Annotated in this window: 13 protein-coding genes; 4 read left to right on the top strand and 9 right to left on the bottom strand. The window is 68.7% G+C overall.

Translation table 11 applies throughout. The annotated features are described in order from the left end of the window. The first annotated feature begins 83 nt into the window (after positions 1 to 83). Positions 84 to 890: an IclR family transcriptional regulator domain-containing protein gene (locus tag AC07O8_RS11490; protein WP_495048153.1), complete on the top strand. Its 807-nt coding sequence runs from the start codon at positions 84 to 86 to the stop codon at positions 888 to 890. Between the two features lie 90 nt (positions 891 to 980). Here AC07O8_RS11490 and phbB read toward each other — a convergent pair whose 3' ends face one another. From phbB to phaC, 3 genes are all read right to left on the bottom strand, one after another. Then, a complete protein-coding gene (gene phbB, locus AC07O8_RS11485; RefSeq protein WP_495048152.1) occupies positions 981 to 1,718 on the bottom strand; it encodes an acetoacetyl-CoA reductase in 738 nt (245 codons plus the stop codon). Between the two features lie 129 nt (positions 1,719 to 1,847). Next, positions 1,848 to 3,035, bottom strand: coding sequence for an acetyl-CoA C-acetyltransferase (locus AC07O8_RS11480; RefSeq protein WP_495048151.1), 1,188 nt, complete (start codon positions 3,033 to 3,035; stop codon positions 1,848 to 1,850). A 154-nt stretch (positions 3,036 to 3,189) separates the two neighbouring features. Next, positions 3,190 to 4,980, bottom strand: a complete 1,791-nt coding sequence (phaC, locus tag AC07O8_RS11475; RefSeq protein ID WP_495048150.1) for a class I poly(R)-hydroxyalkanoic acid synthase — start codon at positions 4,978 to 4,980, stop codon at positions 3,190 to 3,192. Positions 4,981 to 5,138: 158 nt separating this feature from the next. On the opposite strand from phaC, the gene AC07O8_RS11470 reads away from it, so the two are divergent. After that, positions 5,139 to 5,501: a hypothetical protein gene (locus tag AC07O8_RS11470; RefSeq protein WP_495048149.1), complete on the top strand. Its 363-nt coding sequence runs from the start codon at positions 5,139 to 5,141 to the stop codon at positions 5,499 to 5,501. On the opposite strand, the gene pgeF is transcribed toward AC07O8_RS11470, so the two are convergent. Beyond that, entirely contained in the window at positions 5,421 to 6,221 is an 801-nt protein-coding gene (gene pgeF, locus AC07O8_RS11465; protein WP_495048148.1) for a peptidoglycan editing factor PgeF, read from the bottom strand. The two genes, AC07O8_RS11470 and pgeF, sit on opposite strands and share 81 nt — an antisense overlap. After that, positions 6,211 to 6,849: a maleylacetoacetate isomerase gene (gene maiA, locus AC07O8_RS11460; RefSeq protein WP_495048633.1), complete on the bottom strand. Its 639-nt coding sequence runs from the start codon at positions 6,847 to 6,849 to the stop codon at positions 6,211 to 6,213. Before maiA ends, pgeF begins: the two co-directional genes overlap by 11 nt. Positions 6,850 to 6,901: 52 nt before the next feature. Here maiA and AC07O8_RS11455 point away from each other — a divergent pair, with 52 nt between their 5' ends. After that, entirely contained in the window at positions 6,902 to 7,450 is a 549-nt protein-coding gene (locus AC07O8_RS11455) for an NUDIX hydrolase (RefSeq protein ID WP_495048147.1), read from the top strand. Here the strand turns inward: AC07O8_RS11455 and AC07O8_RS11450 are convergent, their stop codons facing one another. Both AC07O8_RS11450 and AC07O8_RS11445 read right to left on the bottom strand, forming a co-directional pair. Continuing rightward, the gene (locus AC07O8_RS11450; RefSeq protein WP_495048146.1) at positions 7,451 to 9,379 is read right to left on the bottom strand and encodes a bifunctional diguanylate cyclase/phosphodiesterase; all 1,929 of its coding nucleotides are present in this window, start codon (positions 9,377 to 9,379) and stop codon (positions 7,451 to 7,453) included. Between the two features lie 22 nt (positions 9,380 to 9,401). Continuing rightward, complete coding sequence (locus tag AC07O8_RS11445) at positions 9,402 to 10,025, bottom strand: transglutaminase-like cysteine peptidase (RefSeq protein WP_495048632.1); 624 nt, start codon at positions 10,023 to 10,025, stop codon at positions 9,402 to 9,404. A 219-nt stretch (positions 10,026 to 10,244) separates the two neighbouring features. Between AC07O8_RS11445 and AC07O8_RS11440 the strand changes: the two genes are divergently transcribed. After that, positions 10,245 to 11,111: an HDOD domain-containing protein gene (locus tag AC07O8_RS11440; protein ID WP_495048145.1), complete on the top strand. Its 867-nt coding sequence runs from the start codon at positions 10,245 to 10,247 to the stop codon at positions 11,109 to 11,111. Between the two features lie 120 nt (positions 11,112 to 11,231). Here the strand turns inward: AC07O8_RS11440 and AC07O8_RS11435 are convergent, their stop codons facing one another. Both AC07O8_RS11435 and lpdA read right to left on the bottom strand, forming a co-directional pair. Further along, on the bottom strand, positions 11,232 to 12,116 hold the full coding sequence (locus tag AC07O8_RS11435) for a delta(1)-pyrroline-2-carboxylate reductase family protein (protein ID WP_495048144.1): 885 nt from the start codon (positions 12,114 to 12,116) through the stop codon (positions 11,232 to 11,234). Between the two features lie 62 nt (positions 12,117 to 12,178). Further along, positions 12,179 to 13,698 (bottom strand): dihydrolipoyl dehydrogenase (gene lpdA, locus AC07O8_RS11430; protein WP_495048143.1); only part of this gene is annotated, 1,520 nt, incomplete at its 5' end.

Below are 13,698 nucleotides of genomic sequence, written 5' to 3'. Positions count from 1 at the left end.
GGTCTTCACCTCTTGTCTCATCACTTGGAAACGGGCGCGATATTAACGTTTCGCGGCCTTCCTCTACTTCGGTCATGACGCCCATGTCTCCTGACGAAAGCGCAAACAACGTCTCCCTGAAGCCCGGCGACAGCTACGTGCAGTCCTTTGCGCGCGGCCTGTCCGTGATCAGGACCTTCGACACCCATCACGCCCGGCAGACGCTGACGGAAGTCGCCAAGCGCTGCGGCCTGACGCGCGCCGGCGCGCGTCGCATCCTGCTGACGCTGCAGACGCTGGGGTACGTGAGATCGGAGGGACGCCTGTTCGAGCTGACGCCGAAGATCCTCGACCTCGGCTTCGCCTACCTGTCCTCGCAACCGCTGTGGCGCTTCGCCGAACCGGTGGCCATCCAGCTGGCCAACGACCTGCGGGAGTCCGTCTCCATCGCGGTGCTCGACGGCGACGACGTGGTCTTCGTGCTGCGCGCGCCGCTGCGCAAGATCCTGTCCGACCCGATGGGCATCGGCAGCCGGCTGCCGGCCTGGGCCACGGCCACCGGCCGCGTGCTGCTGGCCTCGCTGGCGGTCGAGGAGCGCGAGACCCGTGTGTCGCAGGTGCAGCTGGCGCGACGCGCGAGCAACACCGTGCGCTCGCACGAGGAGCTGCGTGCCGCGATCGAGCAGGCGCGGCGCCAGCACTGGTGCCTGGTGGACCAGGAACTGGAGGACGGCGTGCTGAGCGTGGCGGTGCCCATCACCGGGCGTGACGGCAAGGTCGTGGCGGCGATGAACGTCAGCACGCATGCGTCGCGCACGCCGCCGCAGATGCTGCTCGAGCAGGGGCTGCCCAAGCTCCAGGCGGCGGCGCAGAACCTGTCGCAGCTGCTGGTGCTGATGAAGAAGGACTGAGGAGGCGGCCGTAAGAGGCCGGAAGGCCTCAACGACGAAGGGCTGCCGAGGCAGCCCTTTTTCATGGTGTTCGCCGAGCTCGGCCCCTGCTTACCCCATGTGCAAGCCGCCGTTGCAGCTGAAGTCCGCACCGGTGGTGAAGCCGGACGTCTCACCCGCCAGCCAGCCGACGATCGAGGCGATTTCCTCGGGCTGACCGAGGCGCTTCACCGGGATGCCCGCCACGATCTTCTCCAGCACGTCCGGGCGTACCGCCTTGACCATGTCGGTGCCGATGTAGCCCGGGCTGACGGTGTTCACCGTGACGCCCTTGGCCGCCAGCTCCTGCGCCAGCGCCATCGTGAAGCCGTGCATGCCGGCCTTGGCCGCCGAGTAGTTGGTCTGACCGACCTGGCCCTTCTCGCCGTTGACCGACGAGATGTTGATGATGCGGCCCCAACCCTTGTCGACCATGCCCGGCACCACTTGCTTGGTGACGTTGAACATGCTGTTGAGGTTGGTGTCGATGACGGTGTCCCACTCGTCGCGGGTCATCTTCAGGAACATGCGGTCCTTGGTCACGCCGGCGTTGTTGACCAGCACCTCGATCGGGCCGTGCTCCGCGATCGTGCGATCGAACGCGGCGACGGTCGAGTCCCAGTCCGCCACGTTGCCCACCGAGGCGTAGAACGTGTAGCCCAGCGCCGTCTGCTCGGACAGCCACTTGGCGTGGTCACGGCTCGGGCCGCAGCCGGCGATGACCTTGAAGCCTTCCTTGTGGAGGCGCTGGCAGATGGCGGTGCCGATGCCCCCCATGCCGCCGGTGACGTATGCAACTTTCTGACTCATGCTTGCCTCCTGTATGACACGCCGGAGCGCCGCGTCCGCGGCCCGGGTGACTGGAATGGGGAAACGGGAAAGACGCGAAAAGCAAAAGGGGAAAGGGAAGAGGAAGACGCTGGGAAAGCGGTGCCGGCGTCAGCGCTCGACGCAGAGCGCGACGCCCATGCCGCCGCCGATGCACAGGCTGGCGATGCCCTTCTTCGCATCGCGCTTGATCATCTCGTGCAGCAGCGTGACCAGGATGCGGGCGCCGGACGCGCCGATCGGATGGCCCAGCGCGATCGCGCCGCCGTTGACGTTGACCTTGCTGACGTCCCAGCCCATTTCCTGATGCACCGCGCAGGCCTGCGCGGCGAAGGCCTCGTTGATCTCGAGGAGGTCCAGGTCCTTGGGCTGCCAGCCGGCGCGCTGCAGCGCCTTGCGCGAGGCCGGCACCGGCCCCATGCCCATGGTCTTGGGATCGACGCCCGCGCTCGCGTACGACGCCAGGCGCGCCAGCGGGGTCAGCCCCAGCGCCTTGGCCTTGGCGTCGGTCATCAGCACCAGGCCGGCGGCGCCGTCGTTCAGGCCCGACGCGTTGCCGGCCGTCACCGACCCGGCCTTGTCGAAGGCCGGCTTCAGGCCGGCCAGCGCTTCAGCGTTGGACTTGCGGTTGATGAACTCGTCGTTCGAGAACACGACCGGATCGCCCTTCTTCTGCGGGATCGTCACCGGCACGATCTCGGCGGTGAAGCGGCCCGCGTCCTGCGCCGCGGCGGCCTTCTGCTGGCTGGCGAGCGCCAGCTCATCCTGCTGCGCGCGGCTGACGTGGTACTCCTTGGCCACGTTCTCGGCGGTGATGCCCATGTGGTACTGGTTGTACACGTCCCACAGGCCGTCGGTGATCATGGTGTCGACGAGCTTCCAGTCGCCCATGCGCTGGCCTTCGCGCGAGCCCGGCAGCACGTGCGGCGCCAGGCTCATGCTCTCCTGGCCGCCGGCGATGATGATGTCCGAGTCGCCGTCGCGGATCGCCTGCGCGGCCAGCATCACGGCCTTCAGGCCGGAGCCGCAGACCTTGTTGATCGTCATCGCCGGCACGGTCACCGGCAGGCCGGCCTTGATGACGGCCTGGCGCGCCGGGTTCTGGCCGACGCCCGCGGTCAGCACCTGGCCGAGGATGACCTCGTTGATCTGGTCGGGCTGCAGGCCGCTGCGGCGCAGCAGTTCCTGGATGACGATCGCGCCCAGCTCGCTGGCGGGCGTCTTCGACAGCGTCCCTCCGAACTTGCCGATCGGCGTACGCGCCGCGGCGACGATGACGATGTCTTGGGGTGAACTCATGACGGTCTCCTTTTTCGAAACTGCTGGACGACGGGCGTCAGCGGGTGAATGCGGGATCAACTTGTTGAATGAACGCTGCGGAATGGACGCTTCGGTCTCAACTCGTGGATGTCAACTCTGAACCGGTTGGGTTCTCACTGCGCGGGCGTGGGTATCACGCACGCTGCTTCACATAGCGGCCTGGCGCCGGCTCGATGGCCTCGTGGCCGCGGCCGCCTGGCTTGCGCGGCGCCGCCTTCTGCGGACCCGCGTGGCCGGCCAGCCACTGCGACCAGTCGGTCCACCAGCTGCCGGGATGCTCGGTGGCGCCCTGCAGCCATTGCTGGTGATCGGCCGGCAGCGCCGCGCCCTTCCCCAGCCAGTGGCTGCGCTTCTTCTTCTCCGGCGGATTGATGACGCCGGCGATGTGCCCGGACGCGCCGAGCACGAAACGCTTCTTGCCCTTGAACACCTGCGTGCTGCGGTAGGCGGCGTCCCACGGGACGATGTGGTCCTCGCGCGAGCCGTAGAGGTAGACCGGCGCCTGGATCGCGCCGAGGTCGATCTTCTCGCCGCAGACGGTCAGTTGGCCGGGGATGCGCAGTTCGTTCTGCAGGTAGGTGTGGCGCAGGTACCAGCAGTACATCGGGCCCGGCAGGTTGGTCGCGTCGCCGTTCCAGTACAGCAGGTCGAAGGCCGGCGGCGCGTCGCCCTTCAGGTAGTTGCCGACGACGTAGTTCCAGACCAGGTCGTTGGGGCGCAGGAAGCTGAAGGTCGTCGCGAGTTCCTGGCCCTTGAGCAGGCCGGGGCCGCTCACGGCCTGGTCGCCGAGCGTCATCTCGCGCAACTGCACCGCCTGCTCGTCGATGAACAGGTCCAGGATGCCGTTGCTGCTGAAGTCGATCAGCGTGGTCAGCAGGGTGACGCTCTCGGCGGGCTGCTCGCCGCGCGCGGCCAGCACGGCCAGCGCGGTCGCCAGGATGGTGCCGCCGACGCAGAAGCCCAGCGTGTTGATCGTGTCGGTGCCGGCGATCTCCCGCGTGACCTCGATGGCCTTGATCGCGGCCTTGCCGATGTAGTCGTCCCAGGTCCAGTGCACGCAGTCGGCATCCGGATTGCGCCAGCTCACCACGAAGGTGCGATGCCCCTGCGCCACTGCGTAGCGGATCAGCGAGTTTTCCGGCTGCAGGTCGAGGATGTAGTACTTGTTGATGCAGGGCGGCACCATCAGCAGCGGGCGCGCATGCACCTTCGCGGTGAGCGGCTTGTACTCGAGCAGCTGGAAGAACTCGTTCTCGAAGACGACGCTCCCTTCGGTCGTCGCGACGTTGCGGCCGACCTCGAAGGCGGACTCGTCGGTCTGCGACACGTGACCGCGCTGCACGTCGGCCAACAGCAGCTGCAGGCCGCGGGCGAGGCTCTCCCCCTGCGTATTCAGCGCGCGCTGCTGCGCTTCGGGATTCAGCGCGAGGAAGTTGCTCGGCGACGACGCGTCGACGAACTGCTGCACCGCGAAGCGGACACGTGCGCGGGTCTTGTCGTCGGCCTGCACCTGATCCGCCATGCGCTGCAGTGTCTTCGCATTCAGCAGGTAGAGCTGGGCGGTGAAGTGGGCGAGGCGGTTGCTGTTCCAGGACGCATCGGCGAAGCGGCGATCCTTCAGCGAGGTGCTGGCCCCCGCGGTGGCAGCGGCGGCAGCGGCGCCTGCTGCGGACGTCGTCGCGCCCTGCGCGGCGACCGTGGATTCACCAAGCGCGGCGTTCCACAGCGCACTCGCTTGGCTGATGTACTCGGACTGCAGTTGCGACCACGCGTCTGGCGGGATCTGCATCGCCTGCAATTGCTTGAAGGCGTCGCCGAACCCGTGCGACAGCCCGCTGGCCGCCTGTCGGGCCTGCTGGGCCCAGTGTTCGAAACCGTGGACCGATGTGCCGGTGAACCCGGCGGCGGCGTTGTTCGCGCTCATGTGTCTCCTCATGCCGACCTGAGCAAGAAGCTTGCCACAGCCGACCACGCGCAAGAGGCGGATCGACGGGGAGGCTTCGCATATGCTCAGGCGCTTTGTAGCCCGATCAGCTTACCCCCGCGTGACGCTGCTGTCGCGAAGAGCAGAGGAAATCGTTGATGTATCTGGTGGCCATCGCGTGGATGTATGTGGTGCTGATGATGGCGATCGTTGAGGCCTTCAGCTCGCAGGGCTCGGTGCTGGGCGCGCTGATCACCTTCGTGTTCTACGGCGTGGTACCGCTATCGATCGTCATGTACCTGATGGGCACGCCCGGGCGGCGCGCCGCACGCAGGAAGGCGGAAGCGTCCGGAAGACCGCATGACGACGGGGAAGACGCTGTGGCGTCGATGCCGACATCGACGCCCACATCAACGTCGACATCGACCTCGACCCGCGCGTCAGCGCAGCCGGATGACGGCAGCCATGCGTCCGCTGCGCAATCCGCTGACACGCTCGTGGCGGAAAGAAAAGAAACGTGACGGCTCGCTGAGCGTGCACCAGCCGCCGCCGCTGACGTCGGCGATGCCGAACGCCTCCAGTCGTCGTCGCGCGAGGCCGTAGAGATCGGCGCGCCAGCGTGCGTTGCCCTGTCCGTCCGGCTGGAAGCGGAACATCGGTTGATCCTGATGGCGCGGCTCCGCGCCGAAGGCGGAGAGCACGTCGGCGCCGACCTCGAACTGCGCAGGTCCGATGCACGCGCCCATCCAGGCGCTGATCTCGCGGGGCTCGCAATGTCCGGCCTCGCACATGGCCGCGACGGTGTTCTCGAGCACGCCGCCGGCGAGTCCCCGCCAGCCCGCGTGCGCGGCACCGACAACGCCCGGACCGGCGAACAGGACCGGCAGACAGTCGGCGACCATCACCGCGCAGGCGAGCGCGGGATCGGTGCTGATCGAGGCGTCCGCGGGCTCGGGATCGGCATCGGGCAGCGCGTGCCCGGCATGCAGGCGCAACACGGTCGTCCCATGCACCTGCTTCAGGAAAACGGGATGACCGCCGATCGCGGCGGCGACGCGCCGGCGGTTCTCAACCACGTTCGCGGGGTCGTCACCGACCGAGCGGCCGAGGTTGAGGCTCGCCAATCCGCGCTGTTCTTCCAACGCCTGCGGGCCTCCGCTGACGCCGCCGGCGCGCGTGGTCATGAAGGCGTCGACGTGCGACGCGGACCACGCCGGTCGCAGCCAGTCGTCATTCCGCATCGGGACAGGCGCTCGGCTGCGTCTGGCTGAAGGCGTCGAGCGCCATGCACTGCTCGAAGATCTTCATGACCGTCGGCACATGATCGAGCCGGCTGCCGAAGCGCTGCGCGTTGAAGATCTGCGGCACCAGCACGCAATCTGCCATCGTCGGCGCGTCGCCGAAGCAGAAGCGGCCGGATCGCCCTTCCGCCTTCAGGCGATGCTCGACGACCGAAAGGCCGCTCTCGACCCAGTGATGGATCCAGCGGGTCTTGTTGTCGTCGCCGACGCCGAGGTCCTTCACCAGGTAGCGCAGCACGCGCAGGTTGTTCAGCGGATGGATCTCGCAGGCGATGTCCTGGGACAGCGCTCGGACGTAGGCGCGGCTCAGCGCGTCGCCGGGCAGCAGCGGCGGCTCGGGGTGCGTCTCGTCGAGGTACTCGATGATCGCCATCGACTGCGTGACGAGCGCGTCGCCGTCCTTCAGCAGCGGGACCAGACGCGACGCGGAGACGGCGGCGTAGGACTCGTTGAACTGCTCGTTCTTCGCGAGGTGGACGGACTTGTAGTCGAAGTCCAGGCCCTTGAGCGCCATCGCGATGCGGACGCGGTAGGAGGCGGACGAACGGAAGTAGTTGTAGAGCTCCATGGCCGGCGATGATGCCACGGGGTCCGCGATGGAGGCCGGTACACTGCGGGCCATGTTCCAAGCGCGGCGCTTCCAGCATTGCCCCACCTGCGGCGGCCAGATCGAATACCGCATCCCGGCCGATGACAACCGGGAGCGCGCGACGTGCACGGCGTGCGGCGCGATCCATTACGAGAATCCGCTGAACGTCGTCGGCACCCTGCCGGTGTGGGGCGATCAGGTGCTGCTGTGCAAGCGCGCGATCGAGCCGCGGCTCGGCAAGTGGACGCTGCCGGCGGGCTTCATGGAACTCGGCGAGACGCTCGCCGAAGGCGCGGCGCGTGAAACGGTCGAAGAGGCCGGCGCGCGGATCGAGCTGCAGAACCTCTACTGCGTGATGAACGTGGTCCGCGTCGGACAGGTCCACACCTTCTACCGCGCGAAGCTGCTGAGCCCGGAGTTCGATCCGGGTCCGGAAACCCTCGAAGCCAAGCTGTTCCTCGAACACGAAGTGCCGTGGGACGAGATCGCCTTCCACACGATCCGCGAAGCGCTGCAGCGCTTCTTCGAGGACCGCCGCAGCGGCAACGGGTATCCGCTGCATACGGCAGATATCGACTAGTCAGGGCTTGATTTCCTGGGCCGACGCCCACGGGCCGGTGATGCCGTCGAGTTCGCAATCCCACAGCGCCTGTGCGTCGAGCGCATCGGTGACGCCCTCCGCGTAGACCTTCAGAGACAGGCTGCGCAGCATCACCACCAGGCTGCGCACGAACGCCGCCCGAGCCACGTCCGCCGACACGCCGCTGACCACCGAGCTGTCGAGCTTCACGTAGTCCAGTCCGGCCTGGAAAAGACGATCGATTTGAGCCAGTCCGGCCCCCGCGTGTTCGAGGCCGAGTTGCACGCCGAATGGGCGCAATTGACGCCCCAGTTCCTGCAGCGCCTCAAAGTGCTGCGCGGCCGCCGGCTCCGCCAATTCCAGTCCGATCTGTCGCCGCACCGCCGCCGGCGCCGCCTGCACCAGTTCGCGGGCGCGCGCGATGAAGCTGCCGTCGTTCAGCGACGCCGGCGCCACGTTGACGCAGCGCATCCGCGCGTCGCGTTGCGCCGCCTGCAGCGCCAGCGCGAGGGCCTGCAGGTCGGCCTCGGCGCTCAGGCGATGACGCAGCGCCAGCGGCAGCCAGCGCGCGGCCGGCTCGAACTCGCCGACCGGGTTCAGCTTCAGTTGCAGCGGGCATTCGAGATGCAGGACCTGACGCTCGCGGCCGATCAGCGGGAACTCCAGCAGCCGGCTGCGCTGATGCGCCAGCGCGTCCGAGATCAACGCGCGCCACGCGCGCTCGCCCTGCGCGACCTCGTCCGAAGGCGGTGCTTCGCGGAGCTCCAGCACGACGCCTTCGCCCTGCTCGGCCTTGGCCAGCGCCGCATCGGCCGCGGCGAACCAGGCGCTCATGGGCTGGTCGCGCATCAGCTCGACCGCGCCCAGCGCGACGCCGACCCCCGATCCCAGGTTCTGCAAGCCGGCCCGCAACGCGTCAGCCAGAGCCTGGGCGGTGTCCCCGACGACGTTAGGCGCGGGCAGCCACAGCGCGAAGTCCGAGCCGTTGAGCCGCCCCGCCAGGCAGCCGCGCACCTGCTCCGGATACACCCGCAGCGCCTGCGCGATCGCCATCAGCGCCTGGTCCGTCGCGCCATGCCCGAGGCGCTGGTTCAGCCCCTGCAGGTCCCGCAGACGCACCAGCACCAGCCCCGCGCGCAGCGGGCCATCATCGCGCTCCAGCGCCGAGTTCAGTTCCGCCACGAACTGCCGCCGGTGCGACAGCCCGGTCAGTTCGTCGCACAGCAGCTGGTGATGCAGCGTGCGCAGCTGCTCGGCCTGGGCCTCGAACATCTGCCGCGTGCGCAGCACCATCGTGTTCATCGCGCTGGTCAGCTTGCGCATCTCCGGCACGCGCGGCTCCAGCACGGTCTCGAAGCGCCCTTGCGAGACGCCCTCGGCCTGCCGCACCGCCGTGTCCAGCGGCCGGCGCAGCCGCGCCAGCACCGCCGCCGCGGCGACGCCCGTCGCCAGGCCCACCGCCAGCAGCCACAAGGCCGTGCTGAGCGTCGCGCGCCACAGCGCCTCGTGCACGTAGCCGGTCTGGCCGCGCAACTCGATCTCGCCGGCGGCCTTCCAGCCGTCCGATACCTTGGCCACGCCGGGCGCCACGTCCAGCGGCAGCAGCGCCACGAACCAGCGCGGCGCATGCGAGGTCTGCGGCGTCTCCAGATGCCGTTCGAAGACCGGCGCGCCGCTGCCGTCCCGCCAGCGCACGCTCTCGTAGGCGCCCGCGTCGAACTGCGCCGAGATCAGCAGCGACATCAGCTCCGCGTCGCCCTTCTGCTGCGACAGCGCCAGCGCGAGCGCATTGGCGTTGTCGGCGTTCTTCAGCTGCGCCTGCGTCTGCAGCAGCTCGCGCAGCGACCAGGTGCTCACCGCCACGCCGCCCAGCGCCGAAGCCAGCACCGCGCCCAGGACCAGCCACCAGATTTGTCTTATCAGGGACATGTCGTGAATTCTCCGTCGCCCATCAGAAGCCCTCCGCCTTCGCCTTCGCCAGCAAGTCCCGCCACAGCGACAAGCGCACCAGCGGATTCCCCGCCGTGGTGGCGCCCACGCCGCTCCACAAGCCTTCCCCGTTGAAGCTGAACACCGGGGTCAGGTCGGGCCGCAGCGACGCGGGCCGGATCTCCGGGTTGATATTGTCCAGAATCAAGGGCTCCGCCTCCGGCTGCGCATAGTAGGCCAGGACCATGTGCGCCTGAGGCCGCCCCTGGAACTGCGCGCGCACGTACACCATCCGCAGCTTGGCCTGCGGCACGCCGGCACTCAGCAGGCTCATGTACTTGGCGATCGCGTAGTCCTCGCAGTCGCCCGCGCCCTTGTCCAGGAGCTCCAGCGGCGTGGCCCAGTAGTCGATCTGGCCCCACACCTCGATGTCGTCCTTGAACGCGATGCGCTGGTTGAAGAAGCCGTTGACCGTCGTCAGCCGGTCGCGCTCCTCAGGCATCGCCGCGGCGCGGTCCGCCATCTGCATCATGGCCTTCACCGCGGCCAGCGTCTTGGGCGAGAGCTTCGCGGCGGATTCGGTCAGCCTGTCCTTGTCCCACCCCCAGGCCAGCGCGGACCACAGGCCGGCCACGCACACCAGCACCGCCAACGCCCGTTGCGCCGGCGGGATTGTCCGGCCTGCGCGTGACGCTGTACGAGTGACGAAACGTGACATGCGCTGCAATGTATCTGGCCCGGCACGCCTTCGCGGGCGAAGTGCGACAGGCGATGCGTCCCCGGGAACGCGCCTCCGGACAAGCGGCAATTTGCCGCACCCCTTCACACGCCGGGTCGGAGCGCATCGGGATAATCCGGCCCTCACATGAAGACCCAAGCCATCCGCCAGGAACTCGATCAGGCCCGCGCCAACGGCCCGCTGCGCCAGATCCAGATTCCGCCCTGCCCCGAGCTGCTGCAGCGCCTGCGCGCGGCGATGGCCCTGCCTCAACCCGACCTCACCGAGGTGGGTCGCGTCGCCGCCGCCGACGTGGCGATGTCGGCGACGCTGCTGCGCGTGGCCAACAGTCCGTTGCATCTCGTGGCAGGCCACGTGCCTTGCACCACCGTCGGCCAGGCGATGTATCGCCTGGGCCTGGATGAGAGTGTCGCGCTGATGCAGGCCTTCCTGGTCCGTCATGCGATCCCGGTCAACAGTCCGCATCTGCTGCGCTTCTGGCAGCGCTCGACGAAGCGCTCGGTCGCAATGGGCTTCATCGCCGGACAGCTGCCCGGCATGCGGGTCGACCTGGCGCAGAGCTATGGCCTGTTCTGCCATGTCGGCATGCCAGTGCTGCTGCAGAGCGTGCGCGGCTACGGCGCCACGATGGTCGAGGCCGGCGCCCGCATCGACCGCCCGTTCATCGCCACCGAGAACGCCAACCACCGCACCGACCATGCCGTCGTCGGCGCGCTGGTGATCAAGGTCTGGCACCTGGCGCCGGAACTGATGACGGCCATCCGGCTGCATCACGACTTCGAGACGCTGAAGGACGGCAGCATCGAGCCGGAGATCCGCTCGTTGATCGCCGCAGGATTGATCGCCGAGCACTTGATGCGCCAGCATGAAGGGCTGGATGAGGACGCCGACTGGGCCGCCAACCGCGACGCGGCGCTGGCCTGGCTGCACCTGTCCGAGGACGAGCTCGAGCAGTGGGACGATGCGTTGCGGCCGCTGTTGGACGAGGCCTGAGCTCGGCTTGCGGGGCCAGGGGGCCGGCCCTCATACGTCTCGCAGGCTCCACAAATCGGGCCGGCCCCCTGGCCCCGCAAGCCTCCAGCTCGTGGTGGGCGTCGAGGGGGCGTGCGACGGTCAGGCGGCGCGGACAGCCACACGGGCAGCAGCCAGATCCCAACGCGCGCAACCGACACTCTTGAAGAGCCGCGTGCGGCCGTCGTCGACGGGCCGTTGACCCAGCACGAGATCGTCGATCGCATCCTGAGGCTCGAAGCGACCGGCCGCCATCAGGTCGCCAGCCTCGGCCTGCGCACCAACCGGGTCGTCGACCCAGATCTGCGCGCCCCGGACCAGCTCCTGCGGCAGCTCCACCATGTCGTCGCGGAAGGCGCCGACGCCGATCACGACCGCGCCTTCGCCCACGCCGGGACGCAGCACCGGCACGCGACTGGTTGTCGCGCACACAATGACATCCCAGGCGTGGCGCGTCTGTGACTCCGCCGGGAGCGGTTCGACGCCGAGTTCCTCGACAAAACCTGGCACCGTCTGGTGACCTTGCACATGGATGGTCGCCTGCGGATGCAACGCCTGGAGCGCCTCCACATGCGCGCGCGCCTGCACGCCGCCACCGACCACCAAGGCGCGTCGTGGCGCTTTGCGGATCAGATGCTGCAGCGCGAGCATGCTGACCGCGGCCGTGCGGCGCGCCGTGAGCGCGGGGCCGTCCAGCACCGCCAGGCGTTGGCCGGTGCGGCTGTCCAGCACGACGACCTCCCCCGAGATGGTCGGCAGGCCGAGCGCCGCATTGAGCGGATGCACGCTGACGAGCTTGGTGATCGACAGCGTGTCGCTCAGGCAGGGCATCACCAGCAGCACGCCGTCCTGGCGCAGCGGCAGCACCTGCCGCGGCGGGCAGGTGAGCCGGCCGTCGCGATGCTCGCGGCAGACCAGCGCGATCTCCTCCATCAGGGGAGACCACGGCAGCGCGCGCGAGGTGGCGGCGGCGTCGAGAACCAGCATCCGGTCGCGATTTCCGAGGATGATCCGGGCGGCTTGGGCGGCGTGGATGGCGCGGCCCGCGCTTACTTGCGCGGCGGCGGCAGGTCGGTGCACGAGCCGTGCGCGACTTCCGCGGCCATGCCGATCGATTCGCCCAGCGTCGGATGCGGGTGGATCGTCTTGCCGATGTCGACCGCGTCCGCGCCCATCTCGATCGCCAGGGCGATCTCGCCGATCATGTCGCCCGCATGCGTGCCGACGATGCCGCCGCCGATGATGCGGTGGGTCTCCTCGTCGAAGATCAGCTTGGTGAAGCCCTCGTCGCGGCCGTTGGCGATCGCGCGCCCCGACGCCGTCCACGGGAACAGCCCCTTCTTGATCTTGAGGCCGCGCGCCTTGGCTTCGTCCTCGGTCACGCCGACCCAGGCCACTTCCGGGTCGGTGTAGGCGACGCTCGGGATCACGCGCGCATCGAAGCGCGACTTGGCCAGCGACTCGTCGCCGAGCAGTTCGCCGGCGATGACTTCCGCCGCCACGTGGCCCTCATGCACCGCCTTGTGCGCCAGCATCGGCTGGCCGACGATGTCGCCGATGGCGAAGATGTTGGCCACGTTGGTGCGCATCTGCACGTCGACCGGGATGAAGCCGCGGTCGCTGACGACCACGCCGGCCTTGTCCGCGCCGATCTTCTTGCCGTTGGGCGAACGGCCCACCGCCTGCAGCACCAGGTCGTAGACCTGCGGTTCCTTGGGGGCGCCCTCGCCTTCGAAGCTCACCTTGATGCCTTCGGGCGTCGCTTCGGCGGCCACCGTCTTCGTGTTCAACATGATGTTGTCGAAGCGCGGCGCGTTCATCTTCTGCCAGACCTTGACCAGGTCGCGGTCCGCGCCGGTCATCAGCGTGGGCAGCATTTCCACGACGTCCAGGCGCGCGCCCAGCGTCGAGTACACCGTGCCCATCTCCAGGCCGATGATGCCGCCGCCGACGATCAGCATGCGCTTGGGCTGGCTGGTCAGTTCGAGCGCGCCGGTCGAGTCGATCACGCGCGGGTCGTTCGGCATGAAGGGCAGGCGCACCGCCTGCGAGCCCGCGGCGATGATGATCTTGCGGAACTTCAGCGTCTGGGTCTTGCCGGTGCGTTCCTGGGCCTCGCCGCTGGTCTCCTCGACCGACAGGTGGTTGGCGTCCAGCAACGTGCCGTAGCCGCGCACGACGGTGACCTTGCGCATCTTGGCCATCATCGTCAGGCCGCCCGTGAGCTTGCCGACGACCTTGGACTTGTGCGCGGCCAGCTTGGGCAGCTCGACCTTGGGTTCGGCGAACTCGACGCCCAGGTCGGCGAAGTGCTTGACCTCGTCCATCACCGCCGCGACGTGCAGCAGCGCCTTGGACGGGATGCAGCCGACGTTCAGGCAGACGCCGCCCAGGGTGGCGTAGCGCTCGACGATGGCGACCTTGAGGCCCAGGTCCGCCGCGCGGAACGCGGCCGAGTAACCGCCGGGGCCGCTGCCGAGCACGATCACGTCGTACTCGCCTTCGGCCGGACCGGTGTAGGTCGCGGCCTGCGGGGCGGGAGCAGCCGGAGCCGCAGCGGGCGCGGCGG

The organism is Roseateles sp. GW821-FHT09G09 (genome assembly GCF_059415965.1).
This window is presented reverse-complemented; position numbering and strand designations above follow the sequence as displayed.